At 43.0% G+C, this 20,080-nt stretch carries 19 protein-coding genes; 12 read left to right on the forward strand and 7 right to left on the reverse strand.

All coding sequences use genetic code 11. The features are described 5' to 3' along the window. Nucleotides 1–7: 7 nt before the first annotated feature. The 11 genes from G7092_RS15155 to G7092_RS15205 all read left to right on the forward strand — a co-directional run bounded on the left by G7092_RS15155 (nt 8) and on the right by G7092_RS15205 (nt 8,071). The gene (locus G7092_RS15155) at nt 8–460 is read left to right on the forward strand and encodes a thioredoxin family protein (RefSeq protein ID WP_166090635.1); all 453 of its coding nucleotides are present in this window, start codon (nt 8–10) and stop codon (nt 458–460) included. Nucleotides 461–958: 498 nt separating this feature from the next. After that, the gene (locus G7092_RS15160; protein ID WP_166090636.1) at nt 959–1,531 is read left to right on the forward strand and encodes a Crp/Fnr family transcriptional regulator; all 573 of its coding nucleotides are present in this window, start codon (nt 959–961) and stop codon (nt 1,529–1,531) included. Nucleotides 1,532–1,861: 330 nt separating this feature from the next. Then, nucleotides 1,862–2,413, forward strand: coding sequence for a YceI family protein (locus tag G7092_RS15165; RefSeq protein WP_166090638.1), 552 nt, complete (start codon nt 1,862–1,864; stop codon nt 2,411–2,413). Between the two features lie 12 nt (nt 2,414–2,425). Further along, nucleotides 2,426–2,644 carry a tautomerase family protein gene (locus G7092_RS15170; protein ID WP_166090639.1) on the forward strand — a complete coding sequence of 73 codons (219 nt, stop codon included), beginning with the start codon at nt 2,426–2,428 and terminating at the stop codon, nt 2,642–2,644. A 5-nt stretch (nt 2,645–2,649) separates the two neighbouring features. Continuing rightward, a complete protein-coding gene (locus G7092_RS15175) occupies nt 2,650–3,384 on the forward strand; it encodes an SDR family NAD(P)-dependent oxidoreductase (protein ID WP_166090641.1) in 735 nt (244 codons plus the stop codon). A gap of 1 nt (nt 3,385) precedes the next feature. Beyond that, nucleotides 3,386–3,838 (forward strand): nuclear transport factor 2 family protein, encoded by a 453-nt coding sequence (locus G7092_RS15180; protein WP_166090642.1) that lies wholly within the window; start codon nt 3,386–3,388, stop codon nt 3,836–3,838. A 12-nt stretch (nt 3,839–3,850) separates the two neighbouring features. Next, a complete protein-coding gene (locus tag G7092_RS15185) occupies nt 3,851–4,927 on the forward strand; it encodes an NAD(P)H-dependent flavin oxidoreductase (protein WP_166090643.1) in 1,077 nt (358 codons plus the stop codon). A gap of 12 nt (nt 4,928–4,939) precedes the next feature. Continuing rightward, nucleotides 4,940–5,788 carry an SDR family NAD(P)-dependent oxidoreductase gene (locus tag G7092_RS15190; RefSeq protein ID WP_166090644.1) on the forward strand — a complete coding sequence of 283 codons (849 nt, stop codon included), beginning with the start codon at nt 4,940–4,942 and terminating at the stop codon, nt 5,786–5,788. A gap of 66 nt (nt 5,789–5,854) precedes the next feature. Then, entirely contained in the window at nt 5,855–6,778 is a 924-nt protein-coding gene (locus G7092_RS15195) for a Dyp-type peroxidase (RefSeq protein ID WP_166090646.1), read from the forward strand. Between the two features lie 18 nt (nt 6,779–6,796). Further along, on the forward strand, nt 6,797–7,123 hold the full coding sequence (locus G7092_RS15200; RefSeq protein WP_166090647.1) for an MGMT family protein: 327 nt from the start codon (nt 6,797–6,799) through the stop codon (nt 7,121–7,123). 30 nt (nt 7,124–7,153) lie between these two features. Then, nucleotides 7,154–8,071 (forward strand): DNA-3-methyladenine glycosylase family protein, encoded by a 918-nt coding sequence (locus G7092_RS15205; RefSeq protein ID WP_166090648.1) that lies wholly within the window; start codon nt 7,154–7,156, stop codon nt 8,069–8,071. Here the strand turns inward: G7092_RS15205 and G7092_RS15210 are convergent. After that, complete coding sequence (locus G7092_RS15210; RefSeq protein WP_166090649.1) at nt 8,046–8,825, reverse strand: helix-turn-helix domain-containing protein; 780 nt, start codon at nt 8,823–8,825, stop codon at nt 8,046–8,048. The two genes, G7092_RS15205 and G7092_RS15210, sit on opposite strands and share 26 nt — an antisense overlap. Before the next feature lie 134 nt (nt 8,826–8,959). Between G7092_RS15210 and G7092_RS15215 the strand changes: the two genes are divergently transcribed. Further along, complete coding sequence (locus tag G7092_RS15215) at nt 8,960–9,421, forward strand: YybH family protein (protein ID WP_166090651.1); 462 nt, start codon at nt 8,960–8,962, stop codon at nt 9,419–9,421. 586 nt (nt 9,422–10,007) lie between these two features. On the opposite strand, the gene G7092_RS15220 is transcribed toward G7092_RS15215, so the two are convergent. Genes G7092_RS15220 through G7092_RS15245 form a run of 6 tightly spaced genes read right to left on the reverse strand, consistent with a single transcriptional unit; the run spans nt 10,008 to nt 20,080 of the window. Beyond that, nucleotides 10,008–12,221, reverse strand: coding sequence for an IPT/TIG domain-containing protein (locus G7092_RS15220; RefSeq protein ID WP_166090652.1), 2,214 nt, complete (start codon nt 12,219–12,221; stop codon nt 10,008–10,010). Between the two features lie 51 nt (nt 12,222–12,272). After that, nucleotides 12,273–15,530 (reverse strand): TonB-dependent receptor, encoded by a 3,258-nt coding sequence (locus G7092_RS15225; RefSeq protein WP_166090653.1) that lies wholly within the window; start codon nt 15,528–15,530, stop codon nt 12,273–12,275. 19 nt (nt 15,531–15,549) lie between these two features. Continuing rightward, the gene (locus tag G7092_RS15230) at nt 15,550–16,560 is read right to left on the reverse strand and encodes a fasciclin domain-containing protein (protein WP_166090655.1); all 1,011 of its coding nucleotides are present in this window, start codon (nt 16,558–16,560) and stop codon (nt 15,550–15,552) included. Between the two features lie 28 nt (nt 16,561–16,588). Further along, a complete protein-coding gene (locus tag G7092_RS15235; protein ID WP_166090656.1) occupies nt 16,589–17,842 on the reverse strand; it encodes a fasciclin domain-containing protein in 1,254 nt (417 codons plus the stop codon). 31 nt (nt 17,843–17,873) lie between these two features. Next, nucleotides 17,874–18,881 (reverse strand): fasciclin domain-containing protein, encoded by a 1,008-nt coding sequence (locus tag G7092_RS15240; protein ID WP_166090657.1) that lies wholly within the window; start codon nt 18,879–18,881, stop codon nt 17,874–17,876. A gap of 14 nt (nt 18,882–18,895) precedes the next feature. Then, nucleotides 18,896–20,080, reverse strand: coding sequence for a hypothetical protein (locus G7092_RS15245; RefSeq protein ID WP_166090658.1), 1,185 nt, complete (start codon nt 20,078–20,080; stop codon nt 18,896–18,898).

Consider the following 20,080-nt stretch of genomic DNA (forward strand, 5'->3'; position numbering starts at 1 on the left):
AAATCAAATGAAAATCTTTCAAAAAATAATGATGATCGCGGTCGTTGCCGGATTATGTTTCAGTATTACCGCTTGCACCAGGCGGTACAAGCCCATGTTAAGCTCGCATGATGGCGTCAACTTTAAGACCATTTCTTTGGTGCAAGCAGAAGAAATTGCCAAGGCCGAAAATAAACCCCTGTTTGTGTTTGCCCATGCCTCCTGGTGCCCTACCTGCAAAAAAATGGAGCAGGAAGTATTGGTTCAGAAAAAGCTGGGCGATGTTTATAACCAGCAATTTATAGATGTAGCCATTGATATTGACAGCCCTGAGGGACACAAGCTAAACGACAGGTACAAGATCAGGGCGACACCAACTTTGTTCTTTTTGAATGCTGATGGTAGCATTACAAAAAAAGCGGAAGGGTTTATGACTGCCGAAGAGTTACTAGCGACAGCTGATGGCCTGAAAATAAAGTAGTAGAAATGCGTAAAAAAGGGACTGTCACCCTAAGCTCCGTCGAAGGGTAGAGCGCAGAGGCCTGCCCACCATGCTTCGACGGAGCTCCATGACATCCATCAAAAGAGCCAGGGCTTTGTGCGATTCCTTCCCCCGGGAAGGGGAGGAAGGGGTTTATGAAACAGGATGATCATCGCGCGTAGAAACCCCTACCTGCCAGTACACCTGCCCTACACGCCCCTCCCGTGGGGAGGGAATTAAAAATGATTTCTTAGTCCCCAACACGGTGGCCCATTTCATTATAAAAGTGGGTTTACATGGGTTTACACTTTTCACAACCAACACAAATGCAACTAATTAATAATCAACACATTAATTAAATTTTAATACTAAAAAGTGGATTTTCATGTTAACCCACTTTTTGTTCATTGATGCTGATTGAAATGGTTGGGAGCGTTCTTTATACCGAACGCATGTTAGATAGGTGAAATATTAAATGCATTAAGTAATTTTGATTTGATGCAAGCCAAAGAAATACTCCAGGCACATATCGCCAAAACTATATCGTTAACGGATGAGCAGTTCGATTATCTTTTTTCGCATTTCAAACAGCGGTCTTTCAAAAAAGGGCAGGTTATTATTGCTGCCGGCGATAAGGTAGATCATGAATATTTTGTGCTGGATGGCTGCCTGAAGTCATTCTATGTCAATGATGATCTGAAAATGTTCATCCTCCAATTTGCTATGCCAACCTGGTGGGCATCGGATTACAATGCTCTATATAGCCATGCCAAAGCAACTATCAATTTAGATTGTATTACCGATGCCGAGGTGCTTTACCTCTCCAATGACGACCGCGAAAAACTCTGCAACGAGATTCACCAGGTAGAACATTTTTTTCGCTGGCGTACCAATAAAGGTTATGTAGCCTCCCAAAAAAGACTATTATCATTCATGAACAACGATGCCAAACATCGCTACGAAGAGCTGCTGGCCCAATATCCCGCGCTATACAATATCGTCCCCAAGCATTTGATTGCCGCCTATTTGGGAGTTTCGCGTGAAACGCTGAGTAGGCTTTATCATTCCTGAGTTGTTTACTACAGGTGTTGGGAAGATAGTTATTTCGGCTAAAGCCTATAAATGCTTCCATGATCCGTCCCATAAATGGGACGGCAATAAATAGGTTGATTTATTCTTCATTGCCGTTGGTTTTAACCAACGGAGTATAAACAATCTGATACAGGCTTTAGCCAAACCCTGTTTTAGCACCTATTTTGATTTTTCCGAACCCTGTAATCTCTACCCCTCAAAATGTGATGTACATCACGTAATTTACCTGCTCTTTCAAATGTGATGTAGGTCACGTAAGTTCCTCTTCATTCCTCCCCACATTTGTATTGTCATTAACGACATACAAACATGGAAACACAAAATTTTAAAATCGTAAGCGCTAAAAGTAACATCGACTGGACCGGTCGCAAAGTAACCGGCGCACATAACGGAACTATCTCTGTTAAAGAAGGTTCCTTAACTTTTAACGACGGTCAGCTTTCGGGCGGCCGCTTTATTATCGATACCACATCGATCAACATTTTGGATATAACCGATCCCGCTACCAATGCACAATTTGCCGGTCACCTGGCTTCGGAGGATTTCTTCAATTCAAAAGAATACCCTGAAGCTTTATTCGTGATCACCACATCAGTGCCAAAAGGAGATGGCTCTTACCACATCAATGGCGATCTGACCATTAAAGATCTTACCCATCCGGTAGCGTTCGACGCGCAAATCGAAAATGCTGGTGATGTCATTACTGCATCTGGCAAAATTGTGATCGACCGTACCAAATACGGTATGAAATTCCGTTCAGGTAATTTCTTCAAAGATCTGGGCGATACTTTGATCTACAATGAATTTGATCTACAGGTAACCATCACTGCTAACGCTGTTGCCGAAACAGCCGCAGCCTAAAAAACCACAGCCATGCCATTCGTAAAAATCGAGATCACCCGTGAGGGAGTCACCCGTGAACAAAAACAAACCCTAATAAAAGGCGTAACCGATCTGTTGACCAGCACCTTAAATAAAGACCCGCATTTAACCCATGTGGTGATACAGGAAGTTGACCTGGACGACTGGGGATATGCAGGCGAACAAGTATCCGTATTAAGAGCAAAAGGCATCACAGCCGATAAAAAATAAAGACCATGAAAAAACAAACCGTCATAGTAACCGGCGCATCGTCCGGTATAGGTAAAGAAATAGCCCGTTATTTTTTGGAAAAGGGCGATAACGTAGTGATCAATTCCACAACCGCCCACAAACTGGAACAGGTTTTTAACGAATTGGGTGCAGGTGATAACCTGGCTATGGTAGCAGGTAATGTAAGCCACAAACAAACCGGTGAACAACTGGTGGCCAAAGCCATTGAAAAATTTGGTTCGGCAGATGTGCTGGTAAACAATGCGGGTATATTTGAAACCCGGCCTTTTCTGGAAGTAGATGAAGCCTACCTGGATAAATTTCTGAATACCAACCTCAAAGGCACCTATTTTACCACCCAGGCGGTTATACCGCAAATGTTAAAACAGCACGATGGTGTAGTGATCAATATTGGCACACCGCTAGTCAGTCATTCCTATACTGGCGTTCCTATCACTGCGCAAATGGCATCAAAGGGGGCCATACAAGCGCTTACTATACAACTGGCGGCTGAGTTTGGTAAAGACAACATCCGGGTGAATACCATTGCGCCCGGTACCATCCGCACCCCGATGCATGGCGACAAGGCCGACCAAAGCGCTGGCTTGCATCTGCTGAACCGTGTGGGTGAAGTGGAAGACATTGCCGAAATGGTTTATACTGTTGCCAAGAGCAAATTCATCACCGGCGCTATCATCAATGTTGATGGAGGTATGGCTGCCGGACGCAATTTAAATTGATATGAAAACCTTGTTATTAACCGCTTTAATGTTCTGTACCTTGCAGAACATTAAGGCACAAAACTTAAAGAAAATGGAAACTAATCAGCAAAGCAGAGCTGCCATTACCGAGGTGCTCGAAAACCACTACTTCAAAGGGATATATGAAGGGGACATTAGCAAACTAAGCCCAATCTACTATAACGGTACATTATTATTTGGCGATGTAAAAGGTCAGCCGTATGCCAAAACTTTAGAACAATATTTAGATGGTGTGGCACATCGCCAAAGTCCCAAAGATTCGGGGAAACCATTTAAAGGCGAGATCGTTGATATCAGGGTAATAAACTCCATTGCCGTTGCCGAAGTAAAGGTAAAAATGTATGAATTCAACTATCACGAGTTCCTGTCATTTCACCAGATAGATGGCAAATGGTTGATCGTTAATAAAATGATCAGCGACGTAAACGAATAAAACTATATAATCATGTGGTATAACACAAAAGCAACAGAAATATTAGGCATTGATTACCCCATCATGCAGGGGCCATTTGGCGGCGGATTGTCATCGGTTGAACTGGTAGCAACGGTATCTAACGCAGGTGGTTTAGGCGGCTATGGCGCTTATACTTTAAGTCCGCAGGATATCTATGAAAAAGACAAGCAACTCAAAGCCGCTACCAATAAGCCCTATAATATTAACCTGTGGGTTTCTGATACTGATGCTATAGGCGGTACGGTTTCTGACGAGCATTTTGAACAGACTAAAGCTTTGTTCAAACCTTATTTTGACGAAGCCGGGATTGCTTTGCCCGAGAAACCGGCAGTTTTTAAACCCCGTTTTGAAAACCAGGTTGAAGTAATACTGAGTACCCGTCCAAAAGTGTTCAGCTTTATGTTTGGCATACCCTCTGCAGATATCCTGGAGCAATGCCGTAAACTGGGGATTAAAACAGTAGGCGCAGCCACCACGATGGATGAAGCCATTGCTTTGGATGCAGCGGGTGTGGATATGATCATCGCTTCGGGCTTTGAATCCGGTGGTCACCGCCCTTCATTTTTGGCTTCTGCCGAACAATCAACCACCGGAACTTTTGTATTGATCCAATTGATCAGGGAAAAAGTAAAAACGCCTATTATTGCCGCGGGTGGTATCGCCAACGGTCGTGGTGTAGCCGCAGCGCTCACTTTGGGTGCCGATGCCGCGCAGATCGGTACGGCGTTTCTGGCTTGCGATGAATCGGGTGCATTACCCGTTCACCGGGAAATACTGTTTTCTGATGCCGCCAAATATACCACCCTATCACGCGCCTTTACCGGGCGACTGGGCCGGGGTATCACCAGCAGGGTGGTCAAAGATTTAGTGGGCCAGGAAAAACAATTTCTGCCCTTCCCGCTGCAAACCACTTTCATATCGTCATTAAGAAAAGCGGCACTTGAACAACAAAAATGGGACATGGTATTGTTTTGGGGCGGGCAAATCGCGCCGATACTTAAACATACCAAAGCCGCGGTTTTGATGCAATCCTTAATCAAGGAAACATCAAGCATCATGGCATCATAAAACAAACAAGCTATGAACTCATCAAAAGTATGGTATATCACCGGGGCCTCACAAGGATTGGGGCTTAACCTGGTAAAAAAGCTATTGCATAATGGCTACCGGGTAGCCGCAACCTCGCGCAATGCACAAACCCTTAAAGATGCTGTTGGACTGATAGACGCCGAACGCTTTCTCCCGTTAGCGGTAGATTTGAATAACCTGGATTGCATCGAAGAATCCATCAGGCAAACCATCACCGCATTCGGGCAAATTAATGTACTGGTTAATAATGCCGGTTACGGCATGGCCGGTACGGTAGAAGAAATAGTAGAGCAGGATATCAAAAATATTTTTGACGTGAATGTTTTGGCTACCATTAATGTTACCCGGAGCGTACTGCCCGTTATGCGTAAGCAGAAAAGCGGCTTCATCATTAATATGAGTTCTGTTGCCGGTTTTGTAGGTGCGCCGGGCTGGTCAATATATTCGGCTACCAAAGCCGCGGTAACTGCCTTTTCTGAAGTATTGGCACTCGATGTTAAAGAGTTCGGCATCAAGGTAACCGTAGTTGAACCATCAGGATTCCGTACAGGCTTTCTTACCCAAAATTCATTGGCTTATACCGAAAGTAAGATTGAAGGTTACCAGGCCGTAAAAGACACACAGGAACGTTACCTGGCAGCCAATGGCAAACAACCCGGCGATCCGGATAAAGCTGCCGAAATATTGATCCAGATTTCTGAAGAGTACCAACCGCCACTGCATCTGTATTTGGGTAAAGATGCCTATAATCGGGCATCAGAAAAGCTGATCGCGATGACTGATGAATTGGAGGTCTGGAAGGCAACCACTATAGGCGCTGATTTTCCCAATCAGAAATAATGCTCGTATAATAAATGCTGTTGGTGATTTTGTTTATTTTCGTAACACCCAACAGATATAATAAATATGAAACCAGACTCGCAGAATGTAACAGACTATACCAATAACAATACCATATTTATGGTCTGGAGTTTTAAGGATGATGTGGAGGTGAAGGATACTTTCAGTCAGCTTTGTAAGCTGATCATCAACCTTAATAATTCTGCCAATATCCGTTTCCCTGTTTCGCGGGCAAGCTGTGTGATGGGTATTGGACATGATGCCTGGCTCCGGCTTGAGCTTCCTACTCCGTTACCTAAAGAGCTAACAAATTTTGCCCCTATTGTTGGTAGCAAACATACCGCGGTTTCTACCAAAGGCGATCTGCATTTTCATATCCGTGCCGATACCACCAGCATCTGTTATGATATGGCATCTGCCATAACGGATGTTTTAAGTCCTGTGGCCATCAGTACCGTGGAAATCCATGGTTTCAGGTATTGGGATAGCCGCTCCATTTTAGGCTTTGTGGATGGCACTGAAAATCCGCACGGACAGGATCGGGAATTTTTCAGTTTGGTGGCCGATGAAGATCCTGCTTATGAAGGCGGCAGCTATCTTTTCACACAAAAATACATCCATGACTTAACAGCATGGAAAGGGCTTTCAACAGAACAGCAGGAGAAAGTAATAGGGCGATACAAAGCGAATGATATTGAAATGAGCGATGAGGTAAAACCTTCCAACTCCCATATAGCCCTGGCCAATGTTGGCGATGATTTGAAAATTGTTCGGGATAATATGCCTTTTGGCAATATGAGTACTAACGAGATGGGTACTTATTTTATAGCTTACGCCAGCACATTCAGCACGGTGCAAACCATGCTGGCCAATATGTTTATTGGCTCGCCCGAAGGGAACTATGACAGGATCCTGGATTTCAGTACAGCCAAAACCGGGAGTTTATTTTTTGTGCCCACATTTAATATGATAGATGATTTTTCTGATTAATTTTTTGATCAAAGCGTAATGGATACCAGGCAATTTAATGATGATGTTTTTCAGGTAGTTGAGCTCATTCCAACAGGACGGGTAACCTCTTATGGGGCAATAGCTAAGGCGCTGGGCTATGGTACGGCCAGGATGGTGGGCCATGCTATGGGTATGATAGATCATGAGAACAAAACACTACCCGCTCATCGCGTAGTGAACAGCAGCGGCCATATTTCGCCCCCAGAAAACAGCGGTGGAAAATGGCGTATACAAATGTTGGAGCAGGAAGGCGTAGCCGTACATAACGGGAAAGTAGTAAAGTTTAAGGAGCTTTTCTGGGACCCTAAAATTGAAATAGAATAAGTGGGCCAAAGCCACGCCGAATAGCTTTAAATGGACGAGATCTTATTAACCCATCCTATCAATCCGGAAGAACTGTTATGGTTTTTATCCCGCGGTTTTGACGAACCTATGTACCGGGTTAAAAACAACAGCGTATTCAGAGCTTTTAAACTCGGCGAGGAAAAATTCCTGGTCAGGATTACACCAGGTATCCGTTCGGTAAAAATAGAATGGCTTTACGGAGACCGAACCGAAGAACAAGTCGCGTTTGTTAAAACTTTCATCAGCGAATGGTTTGACCTGGAAGCCGACATCGCGCCATTTTATGAACTGCTGAAAACCGATGACAGGCTGCATTATATGGCCGAAGATTTTAATGGCCTGAAACTGGTAGGCATGCCTGATCTGTTCGAGGCCTTGGCCTGGGCCATTATGGGTCAGCAAATCAACCTGACTTTTGCCTATAAACTCAAACGCCGATTGATTGAAAAGTACGGGGATTTTATTGAGCATGAAGGTGAAGTATATTATATATTCCCTTCTCCGGAGGCAATCGCGGCGGCCGATTCTGATGATCTCCGGGAAATGCAGCTCTCCGGCAGTAAAGTTACCTATCTAAAAAATGCGGCTACAGCATTCGCGACTGGAAAAATTGATAAAGCCATATTGAAGGCGCTACCTGATTTTGTTTCGCGCCAGGATCTGCTTACCTCGCAAAAAGGTATCGGGGTATGGACAGCCAACTACGTACTGATGAAATGCCTGCGCGATCAAACAGCCGTACCATTCGGCGATGCCGGACTGCTTAACGCGCTGCTAAATCATGGCATCATAACCAACAAAACCGAACTGCAAAATATGTATGCGCTGTTTGAGAAATTTAAAGGATGGGAGGCCTACCTGGTATTTTACCTTTGGCGAAGCCTTGCGCCAAGACCAAAAGTTAGCAAAGCTTTTTCACCTGATTAGGCGTTAAACCGGTATAAGATTTAAACTCTTTTATAAAATGCGCCTGATCATAATAGCCGCATTCAAAAGCTATGGAAGTTAAGGGCTGAGGTGATGATCGTAATAACTCCAGGCTCCTGTTAAACCGCTGAACAGAAAAAAACTTCTGGGGAGTTATTCCCACCCAGTCCATAAAAAGCTTCTGGATATAACGTTCAGAAAAACCATAGTGTGCTGATAAATCCTGTATATTGAAAGCCCTGTCTTCTTGCGCAACGTAATTGCACAAATGCTCCACTAATTTCAATTGCTGATCGCTCCTTTTATTCCTTACCAATCGTTGGATCAGGAACGCTTCCAAAACTTCTACCTTCTGTTCCAGAGTGGGTTGCTCCATTAAACGATTATAAAAGTCACCCGACTCTTTATTGAAAATATCACATAGATCAATCGATTCATTCGTAAAATCAGAAGCCGGATTTGGAAAAAAAAGCGCGTTGGCATGCGGATGGAACCGTGTGATCAAACATGTATTTCCTTTGGTGAGTGCTGCCATGGTTGGAATTGTCCAATGGCCCAGCACTTCCAGGCTGGGTACCTTCATCGCGTTACTTCCCCGGTGCCTGACGGTATCATTGGTGGAGATGTCTATACAAAGCTCCACACAACCGCTCGGATACATCACCTCCAGAACATCCGTATCGTGGCGGCATGTCCAGTAATTCTTTACAAAAGGCTTTAAAATATCCGACGGAAAGAATACCCTATCTCTCATAATTAAAGATAATGATATTATGAAAAATTACTAAGTGTCTAATAAAAATGTCGCTAAGTGTATTTGTTCGTTTTTTTACAATTTTACTTGTAAGCTGGGGTTTATTTTTGTTAAAACGACTAAAATTTATGAAGATGAAAAATTATAAGAAAGCTCTTTTGATCCTTCTCCTGCCATTGATGCCTTTTATTACAAACGCTCAATCGAGCCCACTACAGGAGGCTAAAAAAGCAATCGCGGCAAGCAAAGCTACTTATTTTATTGCCATTGCCAAAAACGACGGATCCATTCTTAATCACTATGCAGATGATGCCTGTTTGCTGCCACCCAATTCTACTGCCATATGTGATCATACCGGGATGGCTAAATTTTTTAAGGATGGGTATGAAAAGTATGGTCTGAAAGGCGGAAAATTCATCACCAAAAACATCTATGGCGATGGCCGGGAATATGTTACCGAGGAAGGGCTCTGGCAATCGTTTGATGCGCATGGAAAAGTTTTTGACGATGGCAAATTTTTAGTTCTTTGGAAGAAAACGAAAAACGGTTGGAAAATGTACCGCGATTCGTTCAGCAGTAACCGTGCTCAAAAATAAAAAAGAGTAACCCTCTTTTATTTACAAATACCCCGGTTAAGGTCAATAAAAAAGCCCCGCATGTCTGCGGGGCTTTTGCTTTTCCAGACTCAGTATAACTCGAGCCGATTAATTAATAAAGCAATTGATGGTTTAAACCATTTATAAATTGAATAAGAGGGTTCGGTTCTCTTACTTATTGGATACCTATCTATGAAAGTGTTTAAAGAAACTATAAATAGCCATTACCAGGGTATATGCAGACACGCTGATTAATATGACCAGCACTCCTGCAATCAGTAAATGCGGATTATAATAATCCTTATCAGTTGATTTGCCCAATTCAGACATAACTACCTTTCCAATCTAAATACATTATCAATAGATATTCACCTTTGCTGATTTGCATAATTTAAAAGTTTAAAAGGCAGGCTTTAAGTCCTGCCTTTAGTAATTAATTAAAAGGTTTAGGTTGCGTTAAACTTTGCAGGCTTTCAGCAATAAAAAGTGGTCATTTTATGCTGTTCTTCGTTAATCTAAATGGCTTTTACTTCACAAAGATTTACAACGGTGCAGATATACTGCACCGTTGTAGTAATTAATTCTTTTAATGGGTTGCTACTTTTCGTAAGGCTGCATTCTCAGCATCCATTACGTAGATGGTTCCATTTTTATCCACTGCCACAGCGCTTGGACTATTGAATAAAGCTGATGATAATCCGCCATCCTTGAATCCTGCCTGTCCCGAATAATTATTACCACCGGTTAAGGTAGTGACATTACGATCAGGAGTCACTATTCTTATAGCATTACTGCCGGAGCGGTCTGCCACAATGAGGTTTTGCGAAGTTGGATCAATAGCCAGCCCTGCAATGTTACTGAATGAACCAATACCTGGTCCCCCGTCTCTCAGGTTCTGTCCATAGTTGCCTGCATAAAAACGATAGGGTTCCACACCGGAAGGATTTACCATATGAATCGCATTATCATATGCCCCGCCGTAGTATAAATTACCTGCAGCGTCAATTACAAATTTGAAGTTATTTGCCTGCGTAGTCATCACAATCTGCAATCCATTCGACTGATATTTGGTAATGACATTATTGCTTTGACCTATATAAAGGGTTCCTTGTGAGTCAAAAGCCAATTGTACCGGGCCCGTTATTGTTTTATAAGTGCTTACAACTCCAGAAGGCGTGATTTTACGAATAGCATTGTTATTAATATCAGCAACGTACAGATTATCCTGATTATCTATAGTAATACCAATCAAGTATTGGAATAACGCTCCTGTGCCGGTACCATCCTGGAATCCGGTATCTCCTGTTGTGCTGCCCGCAAAAACAGAAATAACTCCTGTTGGTGATGCTTCAAGGACGTTGTTTCCATTGGTTAAAAACAAATTACCCTTACTATCAATTACCATATTCGATATATTACGATTCAATAAGGTTTTAACTTTTGGACCGCCGGCCAGCGTTGATACACCCGCATGCGTAAACACCGGACCAGTAGCTGTTAGTCCATTTGCCTTAACCGTAATTGGACCGGTTGTTGTGCCAACAGGTGCCGTTACAACTAAGGTGGTTGCCGTTGCACTGGTAACAGTTGCCGCGTTTCCGTTAAAATACACCTGGTTTTGTGATGCAGTGGTATTGAACCCGGTTCCGGTTATGGTAACCACAGTGCCATCAAGACCATTATCAGGGCTAAGGGAACTTACACCCAAACTTTGCACGGTAAATACCGGACCAGTGGTAACTTGTTGGTTGGTGGTAATTACAATTTTACCTGTTGTTACATTTGCAGGCGCATTTACTACCAGTTTATTAACAGACGCGCTACTGATTACGGCAGAGATTCCATTAAAGGTTACCTGATTTTCTGTTAGTACTGTACTGAAATAATTACCATTGATAGTAACCTGTACACCTGCCAAACCACTTGTAGGTGATACCGAAGCAATTAGCGGAGGTGGTACTACGGTGAATACTGGCCCTGCGGTGCGTTCGCCATTAATGGATACCGATACCGGCCCTGTGCTGACACCGGCCTGTAAGGTAGCTGTAATTGATGTACTGCTGGCACTGTTTACAATTGCCGCAACCCCGTTAACAGCTACTACATTTTGCGCTGTTACTGTATTAAATCCTGTTCCGGTTATGGTAACAACAGTACCCGGGCCACCAGTAAGCGGACTTATTGCAGAAATAGCCTGATAGGTAAATACAGGTCCCGTGGCTGTTTGCCCGTTCACCTTAACTACCACAGGTCCTGTACCGGCGTTAGTAGGTACAGCAACTATCAATAAAGTATCGGCAGCACTGGTTACTGTTGATGCTGCGCCGTTAATAGTAACTTGTGCCGGCGCTGTTGTACTGCCGAAACCCGCGCCAATGATACGCACATTTGTACCGGTTGGCCCGTTAAAAGGTTCAATAGAATGAATACTCAAAGCTTGAAAGGTATAGGTACCCGCAGTTGCCGATTTGCCGCTCACACTCACCTGAACCGTACCCGTACTACCACCCTGTGGTGCCTGAACAACTAACTGGCTGGCATTGGCATTCACCACATTGGCTTGCTTACCATTAAATGTAACCGTATTATCTGCTGCATTGGTACTAAAGCCGCTACCACTGATAGTAACTAAAGTACCTGCGTTGCCACTGGTGGGCATCATGGTTAAGGGGCCTGCGCTTCCTAATGGTACGCTGCCATCCTTATTATTGTGGTCTTTTTTGCAGGACACGATCAGGAACAGCAATCCCATGATCAGCATAAGGCCGCCTGCAAAACTCGTTAATGTTTTCTTTCTCATTGTTTGATCTTTATAAAATATCGATGACTTTCAACATATTCAGGTCGGCTGTTAAAATGTATACCTGGCGCCTAACTGTACCTGGTACCTGGAGTTAAAATAATCTACAGAATAGGATTTTCCCGGATCCTGGAATTGATATACCGGGTAATTGCCCGGATTTTGCCTGGCCGGAAAAGCGGGTGTTAACCCTATACTTGCTGTGGAGTTAAAGGTATTGGGCGAGAAATAACTAATACCCCAATTTTTATTCAGCAGGTTGGTAAGGTTGATAATATCCGCACTGAAAGTGAGATACTGTTTACCCGATTTTGAAAAATGATACTCTTGCGCAAAATGAAAATCGGCCTGATTGTTCCAGGGCGTTCTTCCGGTATTCCTTTCGGTAAAATCACCTCTTCTGGAGCTTAGATATTTGTTGCTATTAATATAATTATCAAAGGCATTTGCCTGGCTGACCGCAGTTATTACTTGTCCGCTACCATTGGTGTAGTCCTGGAAAAAGTTAATTGTTTCGCCCATTTTAGGGATATACAAAAGACTTACCTGCTGGCCCAGGCCTTGTATGCTGTTGTTCACCAGGCCATAAGTGAAAGGACTGCCACTTTGAGCGCTGAAGAACAGTGAAAAATTACTTATCCATCTCTCATTCCATGCTTTATGGTAGCCTGCGTTGATCACGATACGGTTGCGGATATCAAAATTGGAATTGGCCAAACCAGGATTGTTTGGGTTAAGCGCCTGGTTCAACTGCCAGTTTGATTCCAGTGAGTTACGGATTCCGTTGGAAACATCTTTTGATTTCCCATAAGTATATGATGCCGAGAAATTAAAACCCATCGAAAAATTCCTGCTGACAGTACCTGTTAAACTATAACGATACCCTTGCGATGTGTTGCTCATCTCATATACGTTGGTAAACGTAGGATCAACAGACCCGGAAAATATAGGCTGCTGCTTTTTTACATCGTACCCGTAATAAGTAGGGTTATCCTGTACATTGATCTGGCGGAACACCACATCTTGTATGGTTTTGGTCAATATCCCTTCAACGGTGTATTTAAACTGGTTTTGATCGGTATAATCAACAGCCATATTAATCCTGGCTACCCTTGGCATTTTGAAATGATTGTCCACAACATCTACCTGAGTAGGACTTGCATTTTTACCAATGATATTGACTCCATTTTGGCTGATATACTTTCCTATACCATTAGCACCTCCTTGCAGTGGATTACCGGTAAATACCGTATTGTTGCTGTTTCGGTCGTAAGCGCCATAAGAGTCGCCATTATTATAAAAGGTATAGCCCAGCCATGCAAATGGTATGCGCCCCGTAAATAAGCCGGCGCCGCCTCTGAATATCAGACTTTGATTGCCCAGCCAGTCGTACCTGAAACCTAAACGTGGTGAAATTTGAAGACTGCTGAAATAGGAGTTTGTAATTCTGTACAAAGGCGTATACAGATAAGTCGTTCCGAAATAAGGGTCATGATTGGCATTTTGCGATTTAGTGCTGAGTAACTGTTTATCGGGAACATCGGCATAATCCAGCCTTATCCCCGGTGTAATTTTAAACCTGTCGCTAATCTGGATCTCATCCTGCGCATAAACACTGTACAAATTAATATTAAACTTAGCTACCGGGTTATTCAAAATATAATCGCGGGTATCATCTGTATAGTTATAACTGCCTCTTACTCTATAGGGTGAGTTGTTCAGATAATCCTGTATACTTAAATAATCTATCCGCCCGTTCCAGGAGTTAACAAATCCATAATTGATATTGTAAAATTCATTATGGGTACCAAACGTAAAGGTGTGTTTACCCAGGTTCCAGGTAAGATTATCGGTAAACTCAATCGTCCGTTGCTTTTGATTAAAAATGGAGGCCTCTCTGTCTGTTCCTAAATAAATAGTAGTTCCAGGTGTTTCTCCTGCAATCTGTACTTGCGGAATAGATGGGTCAGATGAAGGATTACGATAATCGTGAACAAAGGTAAAACCAGCCACCGCGCTGTTGGATAAGCTATTGCTTATCCTGCTCTTCAACTCGGCAACCGTAGAGGTTTGATTATTTACCTGTTGATAAGCGATGCTCCCAAAGCGAAAATCCTGTTGATCTCGTTCCAGGTTGATGGCTTTCGAGGTAATCGTATTATTCCGGATAACCAGTTGGTTATTGTCGTCGATGTTCCAGTCTATCCTGTTAAAAAACTTATTGGAATTTGAGTAAGTATTGTACTGACCTGCAGTTCCCGGATCAAACCCATAATTTTTAATGGTAGCATTACGGATGTTTTCAGCATCCTGCAGGCTTAATATCCCTGCTGATTCGGCAGTACCGGCAGCCTGAAGTACGGGATCTGTTCTGCGGGTGATCTCTTCGTTGGTAAAAAAGAATAATTTGTTTTTGATGATCGGAAATCCAACACGAAAACCTGTTTGATAATCATGAAAATCGGATGGCAGCTTACCGGCAGTTCCCACACGATCAGGCCCTGTTATTGCGGCATTCCTTCCCAATGCATAAACCGATCCGGTTATTTCATTGGTTCCACTACGGGTTACCGCGTTGATGCTTCCGCCGGTGAAATTACCGATCTTAACATCAAAAGGAGCAATATAAACCTGCATATCCTGTATGGCATCCAATGATACCGGATTGGTACGGGTGCTGCTGCCCGGCATTCCGGACGATCCGGTTTGCCCGCCAATAGATGGACTGAATCCAATTGCATCATTATTGATTGCCCCGTCAATAGTTACGTTATTATACCTGAAACTGGTTCCGGCAAATGAATTATCCTTGGTGCTTTGTGGTACAAGGCGTGTAATATCCTGTATGCTCCTGGATATAGAAGGCATATTGCGGATGGTGCTTTGATTGATGTTTTGACCGGCTCCATAAGTATTGGCTTTGGCTCCCGATCTGGTCGCCTTTACCACTACTTCCGAAAGCGCTTTGGTATTATCTGTTAAAACTACGTTCAACAAAAGCGGATCGCCCAGCGTTACAGTTAAGGCATCCTTTACCTGTGTATTCATCCCGATCATACTAACAGTAAGCTGATAGGGGCCTCCTATGCGCAACCCGTTCAGGTGATAACGTCCGTCTTTATCACTCACGGTGGCGTACCTGGTACCTGATGGCTGATGAACAGCGCTGATAGTTGCGCCGGGTAATGGCTGACCGGCCGCATCTAATACCTTACCTGTTAACCCTCCGCCTGTTTCCTGAGCAGATGCCCACAGCGGTGTCATGGCTAAGATGACAAGTGTCCAAACTATAATATATAATTTATGCATTACTAAGTTTTATTGATGGTTAAAAGTTAGGTTTGAGTACCCGGTTAATAACATGAAGCACCCCGTTGCCCGTTAGTATATTTTGATTGATCAGGGTTACCGGCGATGTATTACCAATCCCTTGCAGGGTAATACCGGTATATTTCAATGTATAAGGATCCTGTTGCACATTTACAGTTAAATTATTCCCGTCAAGCATAGCTTGCTTACTGATGTTGGTGGAGTCTGTGGAAAGCACGTAGTCATATACAAATTTTCTCCCTGAAAGCATCTGGTACTTCAGCAAAGCGTTGAGGGTTGCCGGGCTGGTATGGTTGATGCTATCTAACGAAGCATAGCCCATCGCTTTAAAGGCCCCGTTAGTTGGTGCAAACACGGTATATGGCCCAATTGCCTGTAATGTGCTATTTAAATTGGCCCTTACTAAGGCCTGACTGAAAAAAGTAAGAGAATCGTTGGAAGCAATGGCTTGTGTAAGCAACGGATAAGTAGACGGAGTAAGTACCGCATTAATAACCTGAATTAAGCCGTTTGAACCCGGAAGATTTTTAGAAACAATCTGAGTTCCGTTAACGGTCAATACGGTATCCTTACCTTTCACCCAACGCGTTACGTACATGCTTAGTCCGTCAATTGTCTTTACCTCCTGATTAAAAAGGAACGGAAGCGTATTAAAATCATACTTACCGGCAAGTACATGGTAACGTATCACTTGCGTCAATACGGCCTTATTAGCAGCCCTTACGCTTACCGCAGAACTATAGCCCGCATTATTAAACGAGGGATCATCGGGTGCCAATACCGTTAAGGTCTGGGTGCTGTTTAATTGCGGATAAAGGCCTGTATAATTAAGGGCAGCATTAAATAACGACAGGTTAAAATTATCCGTAATGATATTCCCTATCCTGTTATCAAGCCCGGTATTGTTATTATTAACCACTTTATCTTTTTTACAGGCTTGCAGTAATAATAAGAAGGCACCACTGATGACAACTAAACTGAACAGCCGTTTATATTTAAAATTGATCATGTTTTTTTAATTGAAATTTCAGGTTTAATTAAGGTTGCAGTATGCCATCCACTATATGGATCACCCCATTGGTGGCCATAATATCGTGTTGTGTAATATTCACGGGCGGTGAGGTATTGGATGTGTGCCGTTTCACCTGAACCTGGTTACCGGTATGTGGAAAATCCAGGTCAACAATAACTGCCGGGTAACCTCCACTCCTTGCCGGGCTTACCACATATCCACTTAAACTTGCGGCATTATACAACAGATCATTATAAAGCCAGGTTGAACCTGTTACCAGCGGCCTGGTCGAAGAACTGTTCCTCCCAAACCCATAATTAACATTATAGCAGCTGATCAGCGTATCGATCGGGGAAAGCTCGTTAAAATCTATTTGTCCCGTAGTCCGGTTCTGATAATTTCGAAGATCATCCAAAGTAACAGCGCTGGTATTTTTGTGATATACACCCGCCAGAAATTTAATGAACACATCATTAGTTGGCGCAAATAAGGTCACATTAGAAAAATTGGGCGATAAATATAGGTTGGTGGTATCGCTTTTAATTAAAAATCCAATGTTGGCTATTACCAAACTATCGCTCATCCGGTAAGAAGCCATCAGGTAACTAAACCTTGGGTCGCTATTCAGGATGGCATAAATATCCTTATCCGGTTTTTGCAAAACCTGGTTAATAGGATAAATAATAGCGTGAAAAGCAGTGATGTTCTTTTGCCTGGTTTTCACCTGTTTGCCATTGATCCAAAATCCATTATTGGGTGAAACAAATAACGAATAGATATAGGGCGTGCCGGCATTAAATGGAAAGGAAGGAGGAACTGATTGCGGCGGATTAGCGCTTTGCAATAAAGTGGTAACCTCCGTAGTCCCGTTCAAAGTAGTTAATGTTGAATCAACGTAAGTCCCTAATCCTATATGAAACAGCAATAGGCTATCTAATATGGGTTTGCTGGTGCTCTTAATCCGGCTCATTGTATAGCCAGCCGCGGTAAATGCACTGTCTGTGGGCGCGTAAATGGTTAATGATGATGGCTTAACAGCCGCTACCAGACTGTCCAGCCCACCCTGTTTCCACGCGGCGTAAAACAAGGTATAAGGTGATTTCTGCAAAGCCGAATCAATACTTCCCAGCATCTGACCAGAATATTTGATAGGTTTCCCCACAGGAATTGGCGGCTCCTCATTTTTTTTACAGGATAGCCATAATGCCGAGATGCAAAGCATCAGCAACAAAGAGCCCATCTTGCTTCTTATCTGATTATATATATGTTGATATTTCATGTTTTTTAATTAAATGAGCATATGATTAGCATTATTTGCGTGCATCAGCCGGGAAATACAAGAGATCGGCAATTAAATCAACTATTCCGTTCGTCGTGACAATATCCCGTCCCTTATCGGGGTCGGAGAGACCGACACGATAGGTGGTTTGTTGATTTAGAGGCAGCGCAAACTGACCACCGAAAAACTGTGAAATTGAAAGTTGATAATTGCCGTCAGTGACGCTAACCCCATTATTCCCGCCAATATTCCAGCCATCACTGAGAAAAATGTGGTGAGGATGCAATACATAAACTTTAAACAGGAAGGGATTATAATTTGCCGCCTGAAGATTATTGATGGTATCCAACGTGATCCCATTTTTAATAAAAGCTTCATTAGTTGGCGCTACAATTGTGTATGGCCCTGCCGTTTTGAGACTGTCCCAAAGGTTAAATTTCTTGAGCCCTGCTACAAAATAAGAGAGATCCTTATTAGCAGCCAGATAATCCTGAACGGTGATGGGATTGTATTTTAATACATTTTGCAGCACATGTATGATCCCATTAGAAACGATCACATTGGATTTGGAAACGCTTACTCCGTTAACAGATAAATCAGTACCGCCACCGGCAAGTTGCTTGCTTAAATACAATTGCAAACCATCGGCATTGGCATACAGGTTATCCAGAGCCTTGGGCACATCGCTGATAAATAGCTTACGGTTGAGGATATGATATTTTAATTGAAAGCGTAAACTGTCTGCATTCATTTTATCAAAATCAGCAGCGCTGTGAATTCCCCTTAAATTAAATGCATTATCATCCGGAGCAAAAATGGTAAACGGGCCAGGTCCATTTAAACTATCTACCAGGCCAGCTCTTTTAATGGCTGCATAAAAAAGGGTAAACTCATAGTTATTTTTCAAAAAATCGCTGGCGGGCCTGAAGGTCACCGTAGATGCTGGTGCATCCAGACTTGTTTTCTGGCAGGAAGAGTATCCCAAAGCCGTCAGTAACACGACCGGAATTATAATGAATAGATTGATTAATTTTTTCATATCTGTATGTTATATCAATGAATTACCGGTGGGTCATATTTGCGCTGAACGGTCATGAGGTAAGTTTTGCCATTAACAATCTCGATAGTGTTGATGGTTCCGAATGACCTTGGGTTATATTGACCAGAAGGCGTTGTGACAATTAAATTTGGTGTTTGCCCCTGTGTATAATCATAGCCAAAGCATATAATTCCGGCGTAATTGGGATAAGAAACCGGATTACTGCCGGGACCTACCCGGTTATTATCATACCCGGGCGCAAAAAGATCAAATACCTGATAGATATTAGTGGATATATGATTTGAGCCTACCGTTGGGAATAAAGGAAAACTGTAATAAGGATGCACATCAGAGGCCGTTGATCGTATCACCCGGGCAAAATAAATACTGTTATACCCAACCGCGGCACTATCGGAGGCCGGCGAAGGATATGGGTTGCTACTATTTCCTTTGAGCAGGGAGAGATAAATATTCATAGTATCTTTCACCTCTGGCACCTGTTGCCCGGAACCCACATCTATAACACCATAATTCTTTTGCCAATAACCTTTTGATCCTAAGTTGTAGAAATTGACATATACTGATGAATCTGAAAATGCCGTATTGGTAAACTGCTCGTTACGCAGATACAGGGATACCTTATTACTATAAGCATCCGCATTTATTGTTTCCATCGTATACACCTGGCCTTCATTCAAATTAATAGTGGTGTCTACCAATATTTTATTACGATTGGAAGGGTCAAGGCTTAAAAATGCATCCGCGGTTACCGGGCGGCTCACAAACATAATGCGGTGCTTGCCCGAAGGTATCTGTGCCCAGCTCGACAAATCGATACCATTCAGTATCGGGCCTACCAGAACATTCTCCTGACCCGGATATTCCGGATTGCGAAAACCTGAATTTCCGGCATGTGCCGGATAGGCCGGAGCATAACTTGACCGCGTATCTAAATGGTCGCCCATAATAGCAGCACCTGTGATCACTCCTTTGGAGTCGATAACCGGGTCTATCAGCATTGTTAAAAAGGGAAGCGGAGCATCTTTATTATCCAGCGTTAAAGCATAATTTAAATCATTAAAAACACGCAGATAAGCCGCTTTATTGATGGTATGGTAGCTGAGTTTCTGACAACCCATTAAGCTATATATGGAGTAGAAACAAATCATCGCTCCGAAAACAAACTTTAATTGCTTCAT

This window comes from Mucilaginibacter inviolabilis, assembly GCF_011089895.1.
Lineage (GTDB): Bacteria > Bacteroidota > Bacteroidia > Sphingobacteriales > Sphingobacteriaceae > Mucilaginibacter > Mucilaginibacter inviolabilis.

Excerpts from the sequence above, each read along its gene's own strand:
- G7092_RS15155 (WP_166090635.1), top strand. The coding sequence starts at position 8 with ATGAAAATCTTTCAAAAAATAATGATGATCGCGGTCGTTGCCGGATTA.
- G7092_RS15160 (WP_166090636.1), top strand. The coding sequence starts at position 959 with ATGCAAGCCAAAGAAATACTCCAGGCACATATCGCCAAAACTATATCG.
- G7092_RS15165 (WP_166090638.1), top strand. The coding sequence starts at position 1,862 with ATGGAAACACAAAATTTTAAAATCGTAAGCGCTAAAAGTAACATCGAC.
- G7092_RS15170 (WP_166090639.1), top strand. The coding sequence starts at position 2,426 with ATGCCATTCGTAAAAATCGAGATCACCCGTGAGGGAGTCACCCGTGAA.
- G7092_RS15175 (WP_166090641.1), top strand. The coding sequence starts at position 2,650 with ATGAAAAAACAAACCGTCATAGTAACCGGCGCATCGTCCGGTATAGGT.
- G7092_RS15180 (WP_166090642.1), top strand. The coding sequence starts at position 3,386 with ATGAAAACCTTGTTATTAACCGCTTTAATGTTCTGTACCTTGCAGAAC.
- G7092_RS15185 (WP_166090643.1), top strand. The coding sequence starts at position 3,851 with ATGTGGTATAACACAAAAGCAACAGAAATATTAGGCATTGATTACCCC.
- G7092_RS15190 (WP_166090644.1), top strand. The coding sequence starts at position 4,940 with ATGAACTCATCAAAAGTATGGTATATCACCGGGGCCTCACAAGGATTG.
- G7092_RS15195 (WP_166090646.1), top strand. The coding sequence starts at position 5,855 with ATGAAACCAGACTCGCAGAATGTAACAGACTATACCAATAACAATACC.
- G7092_RS15200 (WP_166090647.1), top strand. The coding sequence starts at position 6,797 with ATGGATACCAGGCAATTTAATGATGATGTTTTTCAGGTAGTTGAGCTC.
- G7092_RS15205 (WP_166090648.1), top strand. The coding sequence starts at position 7,154 with ATGGACGAGATCTTATTAACCCATCCTATCAATCCGGAAGAACTGTTA.
- G7092_RS15210 (WP_166090649.1), bottom strand. The coding sequence starts at position 8,825 with ATGAGAGATAGGGTATTCTTTCCGTCGGATATTTTAAAGCCTTTTGTA.
- G7092_RS15215 (WP_166090651.1), top strand. The coding sequence starts at position 8,960 with ATGAAAAATTATAAGAAAGCTCTTTTGATCCTTCTCCTGCCATTGATG.
- G7092_RS15220 (WP_166090652.1), bottom strand. The coding sequence starts at position 12,221 with ATGAGAAAGAAAACATTAACGAGTTTTGCAGGCGGCCTTATGCTGATC.
- G7092_RS15225 (WP_166090653.1), bottom strand. The coding sequence starts at position 15,530 with ATGCATAAATTATATATTATAGTTTGGACACTTGTCATCTTAGCCATG.
- G7092_RS15230 (WP_166090655.1), bottom strand. The coding sequence starts at position 16,560 with ATGATCAATTTTAAATATAAACGGCTGTTCAGTTTAGTTGTCATCAGT.
- G7092_RS15235 (WP_166090656.1), bottom strand. The coding sequence starts at position 17,842 with ATGAAATATCAACATATATATAATCAGATAAGAAGCAAGATGGGCTCT.
- G7092_RS15240 (WP_166090657.1), bottom strand. The coding sequence starts at position 18,881 with ATGAAAAAATTAATCAATCTATTCATTATAATTCCGGTCGTGTTACTG.
- G7092_RS15245 (WP_166090658.1), bottom strand. The coding sequence starts at position 20,080 with ATGAAGCAATTAAAGTTTGTTTTCGGAGCGATGATTTGTTTCTACTCC.